17 protein-coding genes and 1 pseudogene are annotated in these 18,982 nt (G+C 68.0%); 5 read left to right on the top strand and 13 right to left on the bottom strand.

What is annotated here, in order from left to right:
- Positions 1-38: 38 nt before the first annotated feature.
- Both ACCQ10_RS01935 and ACCQ10_RS01930 read right to left on the bottom strand, forming a co-directional pair.
- Positions 39-656, bottom strand: coding sequence for a YdcF family protein (locus ACCQ10_RS01935; protein WP_123137571.1), 618 nt, complete (start codon positions 654-656; stop codon positions 39-41).
- Positions 641-1,600 carry a pyridoxal-phosphate dependent enzyme gene (locus ACCQ10_RS01930; protein WP_372362029.1) on the bottom strand — a complete coding sequence of 320 codons (960 nt, stop codon included), beginning with the start codon at positions 1,598-1,600 and terminating at the stop codon, positions 641-643. Before ACCQ10_RS01930 ends, ACCQ10_RS01935 begins: the two co-directional genes overlap by 16 nt.
- A gap of 158 nt (positions 1,601-1,758) precedes the next feature.
- Here ACCQ10_RS01930 and ACCQ10_RS01925 point away from each other — a divergent pair, with 158 nt between their 5' ends.
- From ACCQ10_RS01925 to ACCQ10_RS01915, 3 genes are all read left to right on the top strand, one after another.
- Positions 1,759-2,232: a hypothetical protein gene (locus ACCQ10_RS01925; protein ID WP_372362028.1), complete on the top strand. Its 474-nt coding sequence runs from the start codon at positions 1,759-1,761 to the stop codon at positions 2,230-2,232.
- A gap of 577 nt (positions 2,233-2,809) precedes the next feature.
- Complete coding sequence (gene mnmG, locus ACCQ10_RS01920) at positions 2,810-4,714, top strand: tRNA uridine-5-carboxymethylaminomethyl(34) synthesis enzyme MnmG (RefSeq protein WP_372362027.1); 1,905 nt, start codon at positions 2,810-2,812, stop codon at positions 4,712-4,714.
- 652 nt (positions 4,715-5,366) lie between these two features.
- On the top strand, positions 5,367-6,077 hold the full coding sequence (locus tag ACCQ10_RS01915) for a DUF2490 domain-containing protein (protein ID WP_104579353.1): 711 nt from the start codon (positions 5,367-5,369) through the stop codon (positions 6,075-6,077).
- An 80-nt stretch (positions 6,078-6,157) separates the two neighbouring features.
- Here ACCQ10_RS01915 and ACCQ10_RS01910 read toward each other — a convergent pair whose 3' ends face one another.
- Together ACCQ10_RS01910 and ACCQ10_RS01905 are read right to left on the bottom strand one after the other, a co-directional pair.
- On the bottom strand, positions 6,158-7,105 hold the full coding sequence (locus ACCQ10_RS01910) for an alpha/beta hydrolase (RefSeq protein ID WP_372362026.1): 948 nt from the start codon (positions 7,103-7,105) through the stop codon (positions 6,158-6,160).
- 496 nt (positions 7,106-7,601) lie between these two features.
- Positions 7,602-8,459, bottom strand: coding sequence for a PA4780 family RIO1-like protein kinase (locus ACCQ10_RS01905; protein WP_349776688.1), 858 nt, complete (start codon positions 8,457-8,459; stop codon positions 7,602-7,604).
- A 148-nt stretch (positions 8,460-8,607) separates the two neighbouring features.
- On the opposite strand from ACCQ10_RS01905, the gene ACCQ10_RS01900 reads away from it, so the two are divergent.
- Positions 8,608-9,468: an IclR family transcriptional regulator domain-containing protein gene (locus ACCQ10_RS01900; RefSeq protein WP_372362025.1), complete on the top strand. Its 861-nt coding sequence runs from the start codon at positions 8,608-8,610 to the stop codon at positions 9,466-9,468.
- A gap of 92 nt (positions 9,469-9,560) precedes the next feature.
- Here the strand turns inward: ACCQ10_RS01900 and ACCQ10_RS01895 are convergent.
- From ACCQ10_RS01895 to ACCQ10_RS01855, 9 genes and pseudogenes are all read right to left on the bottom strand, one after another.
- A pseudogene (locus tag ACCQ10_RS01895) lies at positions 9,561-10,486 on the bottom strand (alpha/beta hydrolase).
- A 72-nt stretch (positions 10,487-10,558) separates the two neighbouring features.
- On the bottom strand, positions 10,559-10,945 hold the full coding sequence (gene pcaC, locus ACCQ10_RS01890) for a 4-carboxymuconolactone decarboxylase (RefSeq protein WP_039408723.1): 387 nt from the start codon (positions 10,943-10,945) through the stop codon (positions 10,559-10,561).
- Between the two features lie 23 nt (positions 10,946-10,968).
- On the bottom strand, positions 10,969-11,751 hold the full coding sequence (pcaD, locus tag ACCQ10_RS01885) for a 3-oxoadipate enol-lactonase (RefSeq protein ID WP_372362024.1): 783 nt from the start codon (positions 11,749-11,751) through the stop codon (positions 10,969-10,971).
- Between the two features lie 10 nt (positions 11,752-11,761).
- Positions 11,762-13,114, bottom strand: a complete 1,353-nt coding sequence (locus ACCQ10_RS01880; RefSeq protein ID WP_372362023.1) for a 3-carboxy-cis,cis-muconate cycloisomerase — start codon at positions 13,112-13,114, stop codon at positions 11,762-11,764.
- Between the two features lie 288 nt (positions 13,115-13,402).
- Positions 13,403-13,966, bottom strand: a complete 564-nt coding sequence (gene pcaG / locus ACCQ10_RS01875; RefSeq protein WP_372362022.1) for a protocatechuate 3,4-dioxygenase subunit alpha — start codon at positions 13,964-13,966, stop codon at positions 13,403-13,405.
- A 4-nt stretch (positions 13,967-13,970) separates the two neighbouring features.
- Positions 13,971-14,702, bottom strand: coding sequence for a protocatechuate 3,4-dioxygenase subunit beta (pcaH, locus tag ACCQ10_RS01870; RefSeq protein ID WP_372362021.1), 732 nt, complete (start codon positions 14,700-14,702; stop codon positions 13,971-13,973).
- 82 nt (positions 14,703-14,784) lie between these two features.
- Positions 14,785-15,993, bottom strand: a complete 1,209-nt coding sequence (pcaF, locus tag ACCQ10_RS01865) for a 3-oxoadipyl-CoA thiolase (protein ID WP_104579357.1) — start codon at positions 15,991-15,993, stop codon at positions 14,785-14,787.
- On the bottom strand, positions 15,990-16,778 hold the full coding sequence (locus ACCQ10_RS01860) for a CoA-transferase subunit beta (protein WP_039408733.1): 789 nt from the start codon (positions 16,776-16,778) through the stop codon (positions 15,990-15,992). The genes pcaF and ACCQ10_RS01860 overlap by 4 nt, the downstream gene beginning before the upstream one ends.
- Positions 16,775-17,638: a CoA transferase subunit A gene (locus ACCQ10_RS01855; protein ID WP_372362020.1), complete on the bottom strand. Its 864-nt coding sequence runs from the start codon at positions 17,636-17,638 to the stop codon at positions 16,775-16,777. The genes ACCQ10_RS01860 and ACCQ10_RS01855 overlap by 4 nt, the downstream gene beginning before the upstream one ends.
- 256 nt (positions 17,639-17,894) lie before the next feature.
- Here ACCQ10_RS01855 and ACCQ10_RS01850 point away from each other — a divergent pair, with 256 nt between their 5' ends.
- Complete coding sequence (locus ACCQ10_RS01850; RefSeq protein ID WP_372362019.1) at positions 17,895-18,971, top strand: aromatic ring-hydroxylating dioxygenase subunit alpha; 1,077 nt, start codon at positions 17,895-17,897, stop codon at positions 18,969-18,971.
- Positions 18,972-18,982 lie beyond the last annotated feature (11 nt).

The following is an 18,982-nucleotide window of genomic DNA, read 5'->3' as shown; positions in this document are numbered from 1 at the left end:
GAACCTGCCGCTGGGAAAGCCGCATCATAGGCTCGCAGTCACGGCCCTTGCACCACCAGATCGCGATGGAAGTAATAGACCTCCTGCAATAGGAAGCGCCAGCTGGTGTGGAAGCTGCGAAAGCGCGTGCTGGGCGTGGACGAGGCCAGCGCGTCCACGCCCAGTTCCTGACTGAGCCGCAGCGCGCGCGCCATGTGCAGCGGGTCGCTGACGATGATGGCCCGGTGCATGCCATGGCGGGCCATCAGCACGCGGGCCTGTTCCAGGTTCTGCCGGGTGGTGCGCGAGACCGTCTCGATCACGATCGCGTCCGGCGGTACACCGTGACGCAGCGCGTAACGGCGTGCCACCTGCGACTCGGCAAAGCGCGCGCCGTTGCCGAAGCCGCCGGTAAACAACAGGCGCGGTGCATACCCTTGGGCGTACAGGTCCAGCGCATGCCGGATGCGTTCTTCGAACACCGGTGAGGGACGTGCGTCGTAGGCGGCCGCACCCAGCACGATGATCACATCGGCCGGTGCGGCCTGGTCGCGGTCGCCCACCCACACGATCCACCCGGCCACCGCCACTAGCCAGATCACCGCCAGCATGCATAACCGCCAGCCCCAGCCCCACAGGCCGAGCCCGCGCCGACGCCTGCTCACGCGGCGGCCCAGGGCACTGCGTCCAGGTCGACGTTGCCGCCGGACAGGATCACCCCCACCCGCTTGCCGGCAAACCGCGCCGGGTCGGCCAGCAGCGCCGCCAGCGTGATCGCCGACGACGGCTCCACCACCTGCTTGAGCACCTGCCAGATCAGCCGCATCGCCTGCACCACGGCGGCATCGTCCACGGTGATCACCTGCGCGCCAGCCGCCTGCAGCAGCGCGAAATTCGGCGCGCCCAGGGTGCCGCGCAGACCGTCGCAGACGGTGTCGGGGATGAAGTCGACCAGGCGCTGCCCGGCCGCCAGCGAGCGTGCGGTGTCGGCCGCCCCGCTGGGCTCGGCCAGCACCAGCGCGCATCCGGGGGCGGCCTGCAGCGCCAGGGCTGCCCCGGCAGCCAGCCCGCCACCACCGACCGGCGCCAGCACCACGTCCAGCCCACCGCTCTGGTGCAGCAACTCCAGCGTGGCCGTGCCCTGCCCGGCGATCACCGCCGGATCGGTGTACGGATGCACGAGGGTCGCCCCGACACTGGCCTGCACCTGGGCACATAGCTGCTCGCGCGCGGCGATGGTCGGCGCACAGCGCCACAGCGTGGCGCCGTGCCGGGAAATATTGGCCAATTTGGCGGCCACCGCGCCCTCGGGCACCACCACATGGCAGCCGATGCCGCGGGTACGCGCCGCCAGGGCAAGCGCCGCGCCGTGGTTGCCGGACGAATGGGTCACCACGCCACGCGGGGCCAGCGCGTCCGGCAGCGACCACACCGCGTTGCAGGCCCCGCGAAACTTGAAGGCGCCGCCACGCTGCAGATGCTCGGCCTTGAAGAACAGCTGCGCGCCACACAGCGCATCCAGGCTGTGCGAGGTCAGCAACGGTGTCGGCGCGCAGTGCGGGGCAATGCGCGCGGCGGCCTGCAGGACATCGGAATGGGCAAGAGGAACCGTGTCGATCATGCCTGCAAGATTAACGTATCGCCCTGCTCTTCACGGCTCGCACGCACACCGCCCGCGCATGCTGGATCGATGACAAAGCGCCACATTGCGGCACAGTTAAGGACCGATTCAATGCATCGGCTCGAAAGTGCCATCATGGTTGCAGGAGGGCACCATCCATGAAATTCCGTCTGATCTTCGCCGCCGGGCTCCTGGCCCTGGGCGGCTGTGCGACCTACGACTACACCGGAGGCGGGTCAGGCGGTTACTACCGTGGCGCGCCCGCCGTGCAGTATCGCTATCCGCCCGGATACTCGCCCTACTACGGCGGTCCTTATGGCGGCCCATACGGCGTGCCGTATGGCGCGGGCGGTATCGGGCTGTACGACTACCCGGTCTACCCGGTCTATCGTGGCGGCGGGTATTACTACCGCCCCAATGATCGTCGCCCGCAGTACCGTCCGCCGCGTCCCAATGGCTCGTTCAACAACGGCCCCCGTCCGAACGGGCCGCGCCCGCAGCAACCCAATCGCCCGCCGGCAACCGGCGCTCCGCCGTCACGGCCCCCGGCCCGCATTGGCGCACCGCCGCGCGTGATCCGCGAAATCCAGCGGCAGACCGCGCCACGCAACACGCGCGAGCAGATTCCGTGACAAGCTGACTGCGACAGGCCCCACAAATGGCAACATTGGGGGCTTGCGTTCAGCCGGCACTTGGTCGCAAGCTAGGTGCTCTGTGTGACCCGCCACGTCATCTTCTGACCCGGCCCGGCCCACTGACCGACTTATGTCGATGTCCGACAGGGAAATCTGGATCCCCCCTGTTCCGGCCCTGTCGGATATCGGCGCCTCCAATGCATAAAGCCCCGGCATGCCGGGGCTTTATGTTTTTGGCACTTGCTTGGCGGCGCGAGATGACGCTGCAGGCTGGATCCTCTGTCAGCACCCCACCGACGCAGAAAAAAATAAGGGTCGGCAGTCCCCCGACTACCGACCCTTACGCTACCCCGTCGCACGCGCGGCTGGCCCCTGTTCCAATTCCAGCCTTTGCGCCCATGTCGCAATGCCGCGACGGGTGCAGTAGGGATATCCGCACGATACATGCCAACTTGAGGGTCAGTATTCGATAGTGTGACTTAAATCACATTTTTGCCCGTCGAGTGACCTCGCTCGCCCTTCAGCCGATACTTTCGCGGCCGCCACCTTCCTTCTGCTCCTGGTCCACACGCCCATGTCTGACTCTTTCCATCGCTACGACGTCATCGTGATCGGCGGCGGCCATGCCGGCACCGAGGCCGCGCTGGCCTCCGCGCGTACCGGTGCGCGCACCTTGCTGCTGACCCACAACATCGAAACCGTGGGCGCGATGAGCTGTAACCCGGCCATCGGCGGGATCGGCAAGGGCCATCTGGTCAAGGAGATCGATGCACTGGGCGGGGCCATGGCGCACGCGGCCGATCTGGCCGGCATCCAGTGGCGCACGCTCAATGCCTCCAAGGGGCCGGCGGTGCGGGCCACCCGCTGCCAGGCCGACCGCAACCTGTATCGCAATGCGATCCGCCGCATGGTCGAAGCGCAGCCCAACCTGACCGTGTTCCAGGCGGCGGTGGACGATCTGATCATCCACAACGGCGCGACTGAAGCCGACAGCGTGCGCGGAGTCATCACCCAGACCGGGCTGCGCTTCGAGGCGCCGTCGGTGGTGCTGACCGCCGGCACGTTCTTGGCCGGCAAGATCCATGTCGGCGAAACCCAATACGCGGCCGGGCGCATGGGCGACCCGCCGGCGACCACCCTGGCCGCACGGCTGCGCGAGCGCCCATTCGGGATCGACCGCCTCAAGACCGGGACCCCGCCACGCATCGACGGGCGCACGCTCGATTACGGCGTCATGGCCGAACAACCCGGCGACGACCCGCTGCCGGTGATGTCATTCATGGGCCAGCGCAGCGACCATCCGCGTCAGGTCAGCTGCTGGATCACCCAGACCACCGAGCAAACGCACGAGATCATCCGCAGCGCACTGCATCGCTCGCCGCTGTACTCGGGCCAGATCGAAGGCATCGGCCCGCGCTACTGCCCGTCGATCGAAGACAAGGTGGTGCGCTTCGCCGAGAAGACCAGCCACCAGATCTTCGTCGAGCCCGAAGGCCTGGAGGTGACCGAGATCTATCCCAACGGTATTTCCACCTCGCTGCCATTCGATGTGCAGCTGGCGCTGGTGCGCTCGATCCACGGTTTTGCCAACGCGCACATCACCCGCCCCGGCTACGCCATCGAGTACGACTTCTTCGACCCGCGCGGGCTGAAGGCCTCGCTGGAGACCAAGGTAGTGGGCGGGCTGTTCTTCGCCGGGCAGATCAACGGCACCACCGGCTACGAAGAGGCGGCCGCGCAAGGCCTGCTGGCCGGGCTCAATGCCGCACGCCACGTGCATGGCCTGCCGGCGTGGTCGCCGCGCCGCGACGAGGCTTACCTGGGTGTGCTGGTGGACGATCTGATCACCCACGGCACCACCGAGCCGTATCGCATGTTCACCAGCCGCGCCGAATACCGGTTGCAGCTGCGCGAAGACAATGCCGATGCACGCCTGACCGGCGTTGGCCGCAGCATGGGCCTGGTGAATGACGCGCGCTGGGCGCGCTTTTCGGCCAAGCAGGATGCCGTGCAGCGCGAGAGCGCGCGGCTGTCCGCGCTGTGGGCCACCCCGGGCAATGCCCTGGGGCGCGAGGTGACGCAGACGCTGGGTGTGTCGCTGAGCCGCGAAACCAATGTGCTGGATCTGATCAAGCGCCCGGAACTCAACTACGCCAGCCTGATGCGCGTGCCTGCACTGGGGCCGGGCGTGAACGATGCGCAGGTCGCCGAACAGGTGGAAATCAGCGTCAAGTACGCCGGCTACCTGGACCGCCAGCGCGACGACATCGCGCGCCAGCAACGCCAGGAGACCACGCCCATTCCGGAAGGTTTCGACTATGCCGGCGTGCGCGGGCTGTCGATCGAAGTGCAGCAGAAACTCGAGCGCGTGCGCCCGCAACACATTGGCCAGGCGCAGCGCATCCCGGGCATGACGCCGGCGGCCATCTCGCTGCTGCTGGTGCATCTGGAGCGTGCGCGGCGCAGCCAGGTGGCGTGATCGGCCCGGGCGATCGCGGTGACGGTGGCAGCGATTGCTGGAGTTCCCAGGCAAACGTGCGGGGCGCCGAGCGGCAGTGAAGATCCGCCCACGAGCGGAGGGCATGACGCCTGAGGGACGGATGGTGAGCAGGCCCTGCATAACCTGAGCGGCCGGCGAGCAAATGCTGCGTCTGCCGTGCCTCTTCCGCACCTGATGGGTGTGGAGCCGGCTGCCGGGTGTCGCACCCGCACGCATGCACATCAACCAGTCCGCGGCAGCCATACGCGCAGTAACCCACATGCCTCGGCATGCCTGACAACGGGCTTCCGCATCAGCGTGCGTTGGCTGCGGGGACGTTGGTGGGACGCCTGACGCGTCACATCGCCACGCGATTGGTTTATCTACTGCAATGTGTTGCACGACCGCCGTCATCTACGGATTGACGGCCGTCATGCAGCATCGAACACGGATCAAGGCATGAAACGGCCCTTGTCTCCGCGCGCCGACGGCAGCTCACAGACCGGCATACCGGTGTCATATCTGGCAATGCGATGGACTATCCCGAATAACGAAGAAGCAAGCGAAACACGGGGGTATCAGCCGACCAGACGGTCCATGGAAACAGAAAAGATATTGCTATGATTTGCCAACGACGACACATTTTAACTAAATGAACGCATTTAGCACGTTAATCACCGCGACGTTCCGCATCGCCTGCCCTGTGCTGCTGGTGATGCTGGCCACGGTTAGTTCGGCCCACGCCAATACGGAAGAAGACGGCCGGTATTGGCTGAGTATCTACGCGCAGGGCAAGTTACCGGTTGAAAACCTGTACTGGAGCATGGATGTCCATCCGCGCTGGCGCGAGGAAGGCGAGCAGTTCGACCAGTTGATCCTGCGCCCGGCCGTGTTTTATCGGCTCAATCCCAAGGCCAGCGTCTGGATGGGGTACGACACCATCATCAGCCACCCGGCAGGCCAGCCGTCCAATCGCGAAAATCGTTGGTGGGGGCAATTTCAATACCAGTTCGACCCGATTGCCGACATCACCATTACCAGCCGCACCCGTCTGGAACAGCGCCATCGCGAAGACTTCAGCGATGAGGGCTACCGCGTGCGGCAGATGATCCGCGCCACGCGCCCGAGCGGTTTCAGTCCGCAGCTGTCCTGGGTGCTGTTCAACGAGTTGTTCGTCAACCTCGATCAGACGCAATGGGGTGCACGGCGCGGCATCGACCAGAACCGTGTATTCGTTGGCATCAACTGGAAATTCAACGCCATCGCCAACGTGGACGTGGGCTATCTGAACCAGTTCGTCAACACATCGGCAGTGGACCGCGAGAACCACGTGCTGATGACAACCTTCCGTTTCAACTTCTGACGCGTCGTGGCCGATGCAGCAGCGCGCCGCGACGCGCGCGCTGTGCATGCCGGCAAGCGCAGATGTTTCATCAGCTGCCTTTATTCCGGCAACAGCTGTTTGCGCAGCGTCTGGGCACAGAGCTCCACGGTGGTCTCGGCCGCCTGGATGACGCCACCCATGGTGATGAAGCCGTGGATCATGCCGGGGAAGCGATGGACCGTCACCTCCACGCCGGCCGCACGCAGGCGGTCGGCATAGCGCGCGCCCTCGTCATGCAGGATGTCCAGCTCGGCCAGCACGATCAGCGCCGGTGCAACGCCTGCCACCTCAGGTGCCAGCAATGGCGAAATCCGCCAGTCGTGCATGACTGCCGGATCCTTGAAGAGGTGCTGGTTGAAGAGTCGCACCGCCTCGCGAGTCAATGGCGGAATGTCGGCATTGGTCGAGCGTGAGGCATGCTCTGCGCTGCCTTCGCGCGCATCGGTCAGCGGGTAGAGCAGCAACTGGCAGCGCAGGGCAATGCCGGCATCGCGTGCGACCAGTGCCACGACGGCGGCCATGGCGCCGCCCATGCTGTCGCCGGCCACCGCCAGCCGCCGCACATCCGCACCTACCTGCTGCGGATGCGCCGCCAACCAGTGCAAGGTGGCGATGACATCTTCCACGCCCGCCGGAGCCGGGTGTTCCGGGGCGAGGCGGTAATCCACCGCCAGCACCTGACAACCGGCACACGCCGCCAACTGCCGGCATACATCGTCGTGCGACTCCAGGTCGCCCACCACCCCGCCACCGCCGTGCACGAACAGACAGGTCGGCGCCGGATCGTCGCTCAGGCCGGGCGGCCGGTACAGGCGCAGCGGCACGTCGCCGGCGGCAGTGGCGGCGCGCAGGTCGCGTACCTGCATCGGCAGCACCGGAAAGCCGAGCTGCGCGCTCATGCCACGCATCATGGCGCGCGCCTCCGGCAACGGCAGCGCCTCCATCGGCGGCGCGCCGCTCTGCTGCAATTGTGCAAACAGGCGGACGACATCTGGATCGAAGGACATGGCGACTCCATCATGCGCGGACGATGTGCGGAGCTTGCCAGATTGTTATGAGCCATCACCATTCATTTGCATAACCAAGCATGCGGAACAGTCCGGGCGCCCGCCAACGCCGCTGTTTACGAGGGCTCTCACCGCGGCCTGGCCGCTCGCATGACGGTGTTTGCTGCATCGCATCGCGCCCCTGCGCGATGCACGCGACGTCTGCGAATCCGCGGCCGGACAGAATCTGTTCGGCATGGCGGGCATGCACCGAACACCGATGCGTTGCCGTCACTGATACAGCGGCAGTGACGGCAACGGTGCGCTGCGGGTGCGGTCTGCAACGATGCGCCAAACGCCCGCTTCGGCGGTACCTGCAGATCCACCGGAGTGGCCAAACGCACTGCGGTGCAGGTGCGACGCGTACAGACAGCTGCAGTTGGGCACCACCCTGCCCGATCCGGCAAGGCCGCCTACCGCCCAAGATGCAGGATGCTCAGACGCCTGAGCAGGGTGCTCAGTCGTCTTCGGCAGCGGCTTCGCGGCCCTGCTGGCGGATCAGGTTTTCCTGGCGTGCGTCTTCGATCGAGGCGCGGATGGCGCGCACGTCGGCGCGCTTGGTGTCGAACTTGAAGCGGCCGGTGAGCACGCTGTCCGGGCGCAACTCGCCCTTCTCGAACAGCGCCCACATCTCCTCGCCGTAGTGGGTGTCCAGCAACTCCGGCGCAAAGCGGCCCAGGCAATCGCGCAGGTTGTGCACGTCGCGCAGCAGCATGTCGCGCGCGGCGTTGTTGCCCGCGGCACTGACCACCTGCGGGAAATCGATCACCACCGGGCCATCGGGCGAGACCAGCACGTTGTATTCGGACAGATCGCCATGCACCAGGCCCAGCGACAGCATCTTGACCACATCGCCGATCAGGCTGGCATGGAAGGCGCGTGCCTGTTCCGGCTCCAGCTCCACTTCGCCCAGGCGTGGTGCGCTGTGGCCGGCGTCGTCGGTGACCAGGTCCATCAGCAGCACGCCGTGGAAGTAACCGCGCGGCTTGGGCACGTGCACGCCGGCATCCACCAGCTGGTAGAGCGCATCGGCTTCGGTGTTCTTCCAGGCAGTCTCGGCTTCCTTGCGGCCGAACTTGGTGGCCTTGCCCATCGCGCGTGCCTGACGGCTGCCGCGCACCTTGCGGCCCTCCTGGTATTGCACGCGTGCCTGAAAGCTGCGCTGGGCCATGTCCTTGTAGACCTTGGCGCACAGGATGTCGTCGCCGGCGCTGACCACATAGACGGATGCTTCCTTGCCGCTCTTCAGTGGCCGCAACACTTCGTCGATGACACCGTCGTCGATCAGCGGCTGCAGGCCCGTGGGGGTTTTCATGGACGAAGGGGACCGATCCGAAACAAGTCAGCACCGATTATGCGGCAAGCAGGGTGAAGCGCTTACATGCCGGCGCGCACACTGCGACCGAGGGCATGCATTGGCGCAAGCGCTTACCATGCACAGGACCTGTCACGTACGCGACCCAATGCCCGAGCCTGCCACCAGCCGCCGCAAACGCCCCGCCGCCGTGGCCGCGGCCGGTAGCGAGCGCGGTCTGCCGCACGAGTTGATGCAGCAGATCGCCGCTGCCCAGGGCGACCCGGACTTCATGACCTCGCTGGGGCGCGGGCTGGTGGTGCTGAGCGTGTTCGCCCAGCACGCGCGCGAAGTGACCATGTCGCAGATCAGCCTGGAGACCGGCATCTCGCGCGCGGCGGTGCGGCGTGTGCTGCACACACTGGCCAGGCTGGGCTATGTCGGCGAGCAGGGCCGTGGCTACGTCCTGTTGCCGCGCGTGCTGGGGATCGGCGGTGCGTATGCGGCCTCGTCGTCGATGACCGCCGCAGCGCAGCCGGTGCTGGACGCGCTGCGCGACCAGTTGCACGAATCCTGCTCGCTGGGCGTGCTGGATGGCGACGATCTGCTGTACGTGGCACGCGCGGAAACGGTGCGCATCATGTCGATCGGGCTGCGCCCGGGCACCCGGTTGCCGGCGTATTGCACCTCGATGGGGCGGGTGCTGCTGGCGGCCCTGCCCGGCGACACCTTGCAGGCCTACCTGGAACGCACCACGCTGCGCCCGCGCACCGATCGCACGGTGACCCAGGCCTCGGCCCTGCTCGAGGTGCTGGCGCGCGCGCGCCGCGAAGGCATGTGCCTGACCGACCAGGAGCTGGAGATCGGTCTGCGCTCGATCGCGGTGCCGGTGCGCAATCTGCGTGGCGAGGTGATCGCCGCGCTCAACATCGGCGCCCAGGCCGGGCGTGTCAGCCTGCAGACCATGCAGACGCAATGGGTGGACCCGCTGAAACAGGCCGCGCAGCGGCTGGGTGCGTTGCTGAGCTGAAGACAGCCGGTGGTGTGCCGGCGCAGGCGCTGCAAGCCGGTGACGTTGCACATGGCCGGTGCGCACGCAGGACCGCTGCCCCGCACGCAGGCTCATCGCGGCCGGCGCAGGAAGCCCACCACCGCATCCACCCAGGCCGCGTGGCTGTCTTCGACATGCGCCACATGATCGGCATGCGGCAAGGTGACCCAGCTGCGATCTGCGCTGCGCAGGCGCGCGTAGACATGCGCATTGTCGGCCTGCGTGGCGATGGGGTCGTCGACGCCACGCAGCAGCAACACCGGCAAGCTGCTCACCTGCTCGGGCCGGAACGCGAACTGCTCCATCGCCCGCCAATCGGTACGGACCGGGTCGGCGGCCAGCGCCTGCGCAACGTAGGCGTCCCGCACGCGGGCCGGCGCGGCGCCGGCGGTAATGAAATCTTCGCCGGCTGCGGCAGCGGTGGTGGGTTCCCGCAGCGGCCGGGCCGGCGACGGCGTGGCGGCCGCTGGCGCATCGACATCGTCCGGGAAGCCATACAGCACCAGCGCCGACACCGCCTGCGGTTGCTGCTGGCCAAGCAGCAGCGCCACCCGCGCGCCGTTGGAATACCCGATCAGCGCCGGCGGCGGCAGCTCCGGATGCTGCCGGGCGATCCAGGCCAGGACCTGCTGCACGTCGTCCACCGCGCGCGTGGGCGTGTTCCAGCCGCTGCGGTCGCGCGCACTGCCGCCATAGCCACGCAGATCCACCGCATAGGCCGCGAACCCCGCCTGCGCCAGCGCGGCAAGCACCGAGCGCGCATCGGGCGCTTCGCCCGGCACCTGCAGGTCGAAATTGGGCAGCGCACTCCAGGTGCGGCCATGCACCAGCAGCACCGTGCCACGCGGCTGCGCGGGCACGCGCGACCACACGGCCAGTGACTGACCATCGTCGGCGCGCACCTGGGTCAGCCGGTGCCCGGTCCTGGCTGCGGTTGGGCAGGCGCGGCCAGCGAGACCAGCAGGAGCAGGAACAGGCAGGCGGGTCGGAACGTCATGCTATGTCTCGTGATGGGCGCGCTGACATCGGCAGGCAGCGCGGGGGGTGCGCAAGGCGGTGATGCCGCACCTCAGCGCTCGGCAGCCTGTTCCTGCAGGATGGGCGTTGCCAGCGCAAAGGCGTGGTTGGCCGCCGGCACGCCGCAGTAGATGGCCGCCTGCAGCAGTACTTCCTTGATCTGCTCGGGCGTGACGCCATTGTTGCGCGCCGCGCGCACGTGCAGCTTGAATTCTTCGTCGTGGCCCAGTGCGACCATCATCGACAGGGTGATCAGCGAGCGGGTATGCGCAGGCAGGCCGTCGCGGGTCCAGATGGTGCCCCAGGCGTAGCGGGTGATCAGGTCCTGGAACTCGCTGGTCAGCTCGGTGCGTGCGGCCAGCGAGCGGTCGACATGGGCATCGCCCAGGACGCGTCGGCGTTCGCGCAAGCCGGCCTGGTAACGCTCGTCTTCGTGCATGAGGGGCCTCGTTGGGGGAAGGATCAATCGGCCTGGAGAAAGCCCAGCACCGCGTCATTGAACGCAGCCGGCGATTCCAGGTTGCAGATGTGTCGCCCGGGCACCTGGGCGTAATGACCATCGGGCGCGGCGTAGGCGATCTCGCGCAGATTCGGCGGCGGGCAAACCGGGTCGTCGTCGCCGGCCAGGGCCAGCAGCGGCAGGGTGAGCCCGTCCAGCGCGCCGCGAAAATCCGCCTCGGCCACCGCCTGGCAACAGGCGATGTAGCCTGCCGGCGAGGTGGACACGAACGCGGCGGCGATCATGTCCAAACGCTGCGCATGGCTGAGGGCGAAGCCCGGCGTGAACCAGCGCTGCAAGGTGGCATCGATCAGCATCGGCAGGCCTTCGCTGCGCACCTGCTCGATGCGGGTTTCCCAGGTGGCGGTGTTGCCGATCTTCTGCGCGGTGGCGCAGAGCACCAGCCGCCGCAGCCGCTGCGCCGCGTGCAGGCCCAGCCACTGCCCGATGAGGCCACCGATGGACAGGCCGCAGAAGTCGCTGCGCTCGATCCCCAGCGCGTCCCATAGCGCCAGCACGTCCTGGCCCAGGTCGGCCACGCTGTACGGGCCGGCGGGCGTGTCCGAATACCCGTGGCCGCGGCGGTCGTAGCGCAGGATGCGGTAGTGCGGGGCGAAGGCGTCGATCTGCACGTCCCACATGTGCAGGTCGGTGCCGAGCGAATTGCAGAAGGTGAGCCAGGGGCGTCCTTCGGTACCGTCCAGGCGGTAGTGCAGGCGATGGGTGGGCAACTGGAGATAAGCCATCGGAGCACCGTCAGCGGGAAGAAGAACCGGCCAGCACGCGATCGATCCAGACCGAGGACATGCCGCGCCAGCTGTCGCTATCGAACACCGCCTGCAGTTGCGCGTGCGTGAGCACCGCGCTCACCTGTGTGTCCTCGCCCAGCACCTCGCGCAGATGCCGCTGCTGCGCCTGCGCGCGCGCCACCGCCTGTTCGACCAGCGCGTGGGCCTGCGGCTTGCCCAGCTGCGGGGCCAGCGCGAACACCGCCGCCTCGGCGTAGAGCACGCCGCCATGGCTGTCCAGATGCGCCCGCATGCGCGCGCGGTCCAGCTCCAGGTCGCGCAGGCAGGCCTGCATCTGCGCTAGGCTGCCGGCGGTAAGGCAGACGATCTGCGGCACGGTGTCCCATTCGGCATGCCATTGCCCGGCCGCGCGCTCGTGCGGCTGCGCCATCGCGCTGAACAAGGTGGCCACCAGCCCGGGCACGCGCGTGGCGGCGGCCACCGCTGCCACGCTGGAGACCGGGTTGCGCTTGTGCGGCATCGCCGACGAGCCACCCTTCCCGGCAGCAGACGGCTCGAAGGCTTCGCCGACTTCCGACTGCATCAGCAGCACCACATCGCCACCGATCTTGCCGAGCGTGCCGGCCAGCAGGGCGAACGCGCAGCCGACCTCGACGATGCGGTCGCGCGCGGTGTGCCATGGCAAGGCCGGCAGCGGCAGCGCCAGCGTGGCAGCCAGCGCCTGGGCCACGTCCAGCCCGCGCTGCTGCAGCGAGGCCAGGGTACCGGCGGCGCCGCCGAACTGCAGCACCAGCGCATCGTCCTGCAATGCCTGCAGGCGTTGCTGCGCGCGCTGCAGCGCATCCAGCCAGCCGGCCACCTTGAGCCCGAAGGTCACCGGCACCGCCTGCTGCAACAAGGTGCGCCCGGGCAGGCCGGTGTCGCGCTCGCGGGCAGCCAGTGCAGCCAGGTCGCCACACAGGCCCTGCAGGCGCGGCAGCAGCAGATCGAGCGCGGCGCGCAGTTGCAACACCATGCCGGTATCGATGACGTCCTGGCTGGTGGCGCCCCAGTGCACCCAGCGCGCGGCGGCGGCATCCTGCATGGCGACGCGCGCGGTCAACGCCTTGACCAATGGAATGGCGGGGTTGCCGGCCAGCGCGGTGGCCTGCGCCAGGGTGGCGATGTCGTAGTGCTGCACATCGCAGGCGGCTGCGATGGACGCGGCCGCGTCGGCAGGAATCACACCGCACTGCGCCTGCGCGCGCGCCAGCGCGGACTCGAAGTGGAGCATGGCCTGCACGCGCGCCGCATCATTGAACAAGGCATCGCACGCCGGCTCGCCAAACAAGGATCCCAACAGCAACGACATCGCGCTCATGCATTGCCTCTCTTGGCGTGACGGCAGCATGGCACCGAAGCAGGGGGGTGCCAACTAGACGTTAGGGCAATGCGAGCCGCGCCGCCGCCGGTAGCGACACCGGTGATGCAGCGCGCCGCTGTGTTGATGCGCGCGCCGCCGGGCGCTTCTGCGCGTGCTGGCGAAGGCGGTGCACGCAAGTGACGACGTGCATGCCGTTCACGCAGGCACCGTGCTGGGCAAGCACCACCCGGCGAACCGCCGGCATCCCGCCATCGCACCGACGACATCGCGCAGGCAGCGGGCGCGTCAGTAACGGAAGAACACGGTTTCCGCATCGCCCTGCATATGGATGTCCCAGGCGTAGGCACCGCCGCCGCGCGGCTGGGCGAGCAGGCTGGCACGCCGTTGCGCCGGCACCAGGGCCAGGATGGGATCAGTGCCCAGCTGCGGGTCGTCGGCGAAGTACAACCGTGTCGAGGCGCCACGCAGCAAGCCGCGCATGAACACCAGGACGGTCAGGTGCGCGGCCTGCTGGCGGCCATCCGGCCCGGCCACGGCGCCCGGCTTGATGGTGGTGAATGCAAAACGCCCCTGCGCGTCGGTGGGCACGCGACCCCAGCCGTCGAAGTCGGGGGCGTGCGCCGCATGACGGGCATCGGCGGCATGCGCGTAGATGCCGGCGGCATCGGCTTGCCACAGCTCCAGCACCGCGTCGGCGACCGGAACGCCGGCGCCATCGAAGACGCTACCGCTGATCTGCACGGGCGTGCCGGCGACGTGCCCGGGTGCAAGCTGGTCGCGATACAGCGGCTCCAGCCCGAGCCGGTAGTACGGGCCCACGGTTTGCGACGGGGTGGCGTGCAGGCTCATCGGCTTACTCCCAGACCGTTTGTTTGCGACCGCGCAGCACGATGTCGAAACGGTAGGCCAGCGCGTATTCGCTGATGGCGTTTTCCCAGTCGAAACGGGACACCATGCGCTCGCGTGCCTGCGCATCGTCGACGCAGTTGTAGATGGGGTCGTGCGCCAGCAGCGGGTCGCCGGGAAAATACATCTGGGTGATCAGGCGCTGCCCGATGCCGTCGCCATGCAACGAAAAATGGATGTGCGCCGGCCGCCAGGCGTTGTAGTGGTTGCGCCACGGATACGCGCCCGGCTTGATGGTCTTGAATGCATAGCGGCCGTGATCGTCGGTCAGTACCTGGCCGGTGCCGCGGAAGTTGGGGTCCAGCGGCGCGTCGTGGCGATCGCCTTCGTGCTGGTAGCGGCCGGCGGCATTGCATTGCCAGACTTCCACCACGCTGTTGCGCACCGGCTTGCCGTTTTCGTCCAGGACGCGGCCGGACACGATGATGCGCTCGCCCAGCGGCTGGCCATCGAATCCTGCGGTGAGATCGGCGGCATGCTCTCCCAGAGTGAGGCGGTCCATGCGCGGGCCGGTGACTTCCGACAGCGTGGCCGGAATCTCGATCGGTGCCTGCAGCGGGCCACGCAGGGCCGTGGAGGCATAGGCCGGATGCAGGTAGGCCGGCTGGGTGCCCGGACGGGTGCGGCGGTAGCCGAGCAGCGGATCGGCGGGTGGCGTCTCAGGGGTGGCATCGCGCATCGTGAGATCTCCGTCGGCCGCGGTGCGGCGCGTTCAAGCGGTGTAGGTGTGCGGTGTGGCGCGGTCGGTTGCCATCGATGGCCTAGAGACGCTCGATGGCCAGGGCAACGCCCTGCCCCACCCCGATGCACATGCTGGCCAGGCCGAGCCGCCCGTTGCTGGCCTCCAGCTGCCGCAGCAGGGTAAGCGCCAGCCGCGCACCGCTCATGCCGAGCGGATGGCCCAGGGCGATGGCGCCGCCATTGGCGTTGACCCGTGCCGCATCGTCGTCCAGCCCGAATGCCCGCGTGCAGGCCAGTGCCTGCGCAGCGAAGGCTTCGTTGAACTCGATCGCATCGAAGTGGTCGATCTGCAGGTTCAGGCGGGCGAGCAGGCGCTGGGTGGCCGGCACCGGGCCGATGCCCATGTACGCCGGCTCCACGCCTGCCGACGCAAAGCCCAGCACGCGGGCGCGCGGCGTCAGCCGATGGGTCTGCACGGCCTGCGCGGAGGCCAGCAGCAAGGCGGCCGCACCATCGTTGATGCCCGAGGCATTGCCGGCAGTCACGCTGCCGGGCTGGCGGAACACCGGCTTGAGCTTGGCCAGCATCTCGGCGGTGGTGTTCGGCCGCGGCGCTTCGTCGTATTCGACGGTGCTGGCCTCGCCGCCCTTGCGCGCAGCCACCGGCACCGAGGTGATCTCGCCATCGAAGAACCCGGCCGCCTGCGCCGCCGCCGCGCGTTGCTGGCTGCGCAGGGCGAAGGCGTCCTGGTCCGCGCGTGCGATGGCATAGCGTTGCGCCACGTTTTCGGCGGTTTCGCCCATCAGCTCGGTGCCGTAGGCCGCCTGCAGGCGCGGGTTGATGAAGCGCCAGCCCATGGTGGTGTCTTCCAGCTGCTGGGTGCGCGCGAACGCGCTTTCTGCCTTGCCCATGACCCAGGGCGCACGCGACATCGATTCGACGCCGCCGGCAATGGCCAGGCCCAGCTCCTGCGCGCGGATGCCGCGTGCCGCGGTGCCGACCGCCTCCAGCCCCGAGCCGCACAGCCGATTGAGGGTGCAGCCCGGCACCGAACTCGGCAGCCCCGCCAGCAACAGGCTCATGCGCGCGACATTGCGGTTGTCTTCGCCGGCCTGGTTGGCGCAGCCCAGGTAGACGTCGTCGATGGCGGCCGGGTCCAGCTGCGGCTGGCGCGCCAGCAACGCGGCGATCGGCACCGCGCCCAGGTCGTCGGCACGCACGCTGGACAGCGCACCGCCGTAGCGGCCGATCGGCGTGCGGATGCCATCGATCAGATAGACCTCGCTCATGCGTCGGCTCCGGCCGATTGGGTGCCATGCGCGGCGTCGGTGCGTGCCTGCAGCGCGCGCAATGCCTGCAGTTCGTCTGCGCTGGGCGGGCTGGTCTGCACCAAATCGGCGGCAAAGCGGATCGGCCAGCCGGTGGCGGCGCTGACCTGCTCGGGCGCAATGCCCGGGTGCAACGAGGTGACGGTGAGTTCGCGGGTCACCGGATCGGGCTCCATCACGCACAGGTCGGTGACGACCACGGTGGGGCCGGCGCCGGGCAGGCCGGCACGGGCACGTGCATCGCCACCGTCCAGATGCCCGACCGTGGTGATGAAGTCCAGCGCCGCCACGAAGCTGCGCCTGGATTGCCGCATGATGATGAACACCTGCCTGGCACTGGCCGCGATCTCCGGCGCGCCGCCGGCGCCGGGCAGGCGCGTCCTGGGCGCGGCGTAATCGCCGATCACCGTGGTGTTGAGGTTGGCGTGGCGATCGATCTGCGCCGCGCCCAGAAAGCCCACGTCCACGCGGCCACCCTGCAGCCAGTAGCGAAAGATCTCCGGCGTGGACACCACGGTGTCGGCGGTCTCGGCCAGCTCGCCGTCGCCGATCGACAACGGCAGCACATCCGGGCGGGCGCCGATGGGGCCGGATTCGTAGATCAGGGTGACATCCGGCGCATGCGTGAGCCGGGCCAGATTGGCCGCGGTGGACGGCAGGCCGATGCCGACGAAACACACCGCCCCATCCGGCAGGCGGCGCGCAGCCGCCACAGTCATCATCTCGTTGGTGGTGTAGTCGCTCATGCGGCCACCTGCTGCTGCGCGTGCGCATACACACGCTGGAAGGCGGCGAAGTCCTCGGTATCGAGAATGTGGGTCTGGATCCAGGCCTGGAAGCGGGCACGGTCGCGTGCGATCGCGTCCCAGCCCAGATAGAACCGGTTGTCGCGCGCGTAGTAGCCGTGCGCGTAGGACGGTGCCGCGCCGCCGGGCACGTGGCAGACCGCGTCCACCACCCAGCGCGGCAGGATGCAGGCATTGGGCGGCGCCTCCAGGGTGTCGACGATCTCTTCCACCGTCACGATCACCTTGCGCGCGGCCAGCGCGGCTTCCTTCTGCACGCCCAGGATGCCCCACAGCAGCGCGTTGCCGCGGCGGTCGGCCTGCTGGGCATGGATCACGGTGACATCCGGGTTCACTGCCGGCGTCGCGGCCAACGTTTCGCCGGTGTACGGGCATCGCAGGAACTTGATGCTGTCGTTGACACGCGGCAGGTCCGAGCCCACGTACCCGCGCAGCACCGCAAACGGCAGCCCCGAGGCGCCGGCGACATACGCGTTGGCCATGTCGGCGTGGCTGTGCTCGCGCAGGTGCAATGGCTGCGGCCAGGCATGCTCGACCGCATCGCGCAGCCGGTGCAGCGAGCCCACGCCTGGATTGCCACCCCAGGAAAACCGCAATGCCGATGCGCAGCCTGCGCCGATCAGCTGGTCGTAGATCAGGTCCGGCGTCATGCGCACCAACCGCAGGTCGCGCTTGCGCTGGCGGATCACCTCGTGCCCGGCCGCGTGCGGGATCAGATGGGTGAAGCCTTCCATCGCCACGCAGTCGCCATCGGCGATCAGCTGCGACACCGCATGGTTCAGCGAAACGATTTCGACCATGGCACGACCCCGGGGCTGCGAACGTGCTGCCACGGTAGAGCCGGCCAGAGGGCGGGGTCAATGCGATTATCGACGAATTAATTCGATAATCGCACATTTTCGATGGGCCTGTAACGCGTCCACATTGTCTCCGGTGTATACATAACTTCGCTCGCAAGCGGACGCCAGCGTCGCAATGGGCGTCCACTGGTTGCCCGCCGGCGCGTCGGCGCCGATTCGTATCCCAGGTTGTATACAAACCCCAGGAGTCACGGTCATGTCCCAGTCCAAGCCGCTGTTTCCCCTCAACGCGTGGTACGCCGTCGCCTGGGACCACGAAATCAAGCACGCCCTGAACCCGCGCAAGGTCTGCAACCTGGAGGTGGTGCTCTATCGCAGCACCGCCGGGGCGGTGATCGCGCTCGAAGACGCGTGCTGGCATCGCCTGGTGCCGCTGTCGATGGGCAAGCTGCGCGGCGATGACGTGGTGTGCGGGTATCACGGCCTGGTCTACAACACCCAGGGCCGCTGCGTGCACATGCCGTCGCAGGAAACCATCAACCCGTCGGCCTGCGTCCGCAGTTTTCCGGTGGCCGAGAAGCACCGCTACGTGTGGATCTGGCCGGGCGACCCGGCCAAGGCCGACACCGCGTTGATTCCCGACCTGCACTGGGCGCATGACCCGGCCTGGGCCGGCGATGGCCGCACCATCTACGCCAAGTGCGATTACCGGCTGGTGCTGGACAACCTGATGGACCTGACCCACGAGACCTTCGTGCACGGCTCCAGCATCGGCCAGGACGAAATCGCCGAAGCGCCGTTCGATGTGGTGCACGGCGACCGCTCGGTGGTGGTGTCGCGCTGGATGCACAACATCGACCCGCCACCGTTCTGGGCCAGCCAGATCGCCCGCCACCTGGATTACCACGGCAAGGTCGACCGCTGGCAGATCATCCGTTTCGAAGCACCCGGCACCATCGCCATCGATGTCGGCGTGGCCATCGCCGGCACCGGCGCACCGGAAGGCGACCGCAGCCAGGGCGTCAACGGCTACGTGCTCAACACCATCACCCCCGAGACCGACACCACCTGCCACTACTTCTGGGCGTTCATGCGCAACTACGCGCTGCACGATCAGTCGTTGACCACGCTGACCCGCGCCGGTGTCACCGGCGTATTCGGCGAAGACGAGGCGGTGCTGGAAGCGCAGCAACGCGCGATCGACGCGCACCCGGATCACACCTTCTACAACCTCAACGTGGATGCCGGCGGCATGTGGGCGCGGCGGGTGATCGACCGCCTGATCGCACAAGAGCAGCGCGCGCAGGATTTGTCGCTGCGCATGGTGGGCTGAGCGCATTGCGC

It is taken from the genome of Xanthomonas sp. NCPPB 1325 (assembly GCF_041477645.2).
In the GTDB taxonomy this organism is placed as follows: Bacteria; Pseudomonadota; Gammaproteobacteria; order Xanthomonadales; family Xanthomonadaceae; genus Xanthomonas; species Xanthomonas cannabis.
This window is presented reverse-complemented; position numbering and strand designations above follow the sequence as displayed.

What these genes read in the sequence shown, in the direction of transcription:
- ACCQ10_RS01930 (WP_372362029.1), bottom strand. Translation starts at nt 1,600, where the DNA reads ATGATCGACACGGTTCCTCTTGCCCATTCCGATGTCCTGCAGGCCGCC.
- ACCQ10_RS01925 (WP_372362028.1), top strand. Translation starts at nt 1,759, where the DNA reads ATGAAATTCCGTCTGATCTTCGCCGCCGGGCTCCTGGCCCTGGGCGGC.
- mnmG (WP_372362027.1), top strand. Translation starts at nt 2,810, where the DNA reads ATGTCTGACTCTTTCCATCGCTACGACGTCATCGTGATCGGCGGCGGC.
- ACCQ10_RS01915 (WP_104579353.1), top strand. Translation starts at nt 5,367, where the DNA reads ATGAACGCATTTAGCACGTTAATCACCGCGACGTTCCGCATCGCCTGC.
- ACCQ10_RS01910 (WP_372362026.1), bottom strand. Translation starts at nt 7,105, where the DNA reads ATGTCCTTCGATCCAGATGTCGTCCGCCTGTTTGCACAATTGCAGCAG.
- ACCQ10_RS01905 (WP_349776688.1), bottom strand. Translation starts at nt 8,459, where the DNA reads ATGAAAACCCCCACGGGCCTGCAGCCGCTGATCGACGACGGTGTCATC.
- ACCQ10_RS01900 (WP_372362025.1), top strand. Translation starts at nt 8,608, where the DNA reads ATGCCCGAGCCTGCCACCAGCCGCCGCAAACGCCCCGCCGCCGTGGCC.
- pcaC (WP_039408723.1), bottom strand. Translation starts at nt 10,945, where the DNA reads ATGCACGAAGACGAGCGTTACCAGGCCGGCTTGCGCGAACGCCGACGC.
- pcaD (WP_372362024.1), bottom strand. Translation starts at nt 11,751, where the DNA reads ATGGCTTATCTCCAGTTGCCCACCCATCGCCTGCACTACCGCCTGGAC.
- ACCQ10_RS01880 (WP_372362023.1), bottom strand. Translation starts at nt 13,114, where the DNA reads ATGAGCGCGATGTCGTTGCTGTTGGGATCCTTGTTTGGCGAGCCGGCG.
- pcaG (WP_372362022.1), bottom strand. Translation starts at nt 13,966, where the DNA reads ATGAGCCTGCACGCCACCCCGTCGCAAACCGTGGGCCCGTACTACCGG.
- pcaH (WP_372362021.1), bottom strand. Translation starts at nt 14,702, where the DNA reads ATGCGCGATGCCACCCCTGAGACGCCACCCGCCGATCCGCTGCTCGGC.
- pcaF (WP_104579357.1), bottom strand. Translation starts at nt 15,993, where the DNA reads ATGAGCGAGGTCTATCTGATCGATGGCATCCGCACGCCGATCGGCCGC.
- ACCQ10_RS01860 (WP_039408733.1), bottom strand. Translation starts at nt 16,778, where the DNA reads ATGAGCGACTACACCACCAACGAGATGATGACTGTGGCGGCTGCGCGC.
- ACCQ10_RS01855 (WP_372362020.1), bottom strand. Translation starts at nt 17,638, where the DNA reads ATGGTCGAAATCGTTTCGCTGAACCATGCGGTGTCGCAGCTGATCGCC.
- ACCQ10_RS01850 (WP_372362019.1), top strand. Translation starts at nt 17,895, where the DNA reads ATGTCCCAGTCCAAGCCGCTGTTTCCCCTCAACGCGTGGTACGCCGTC.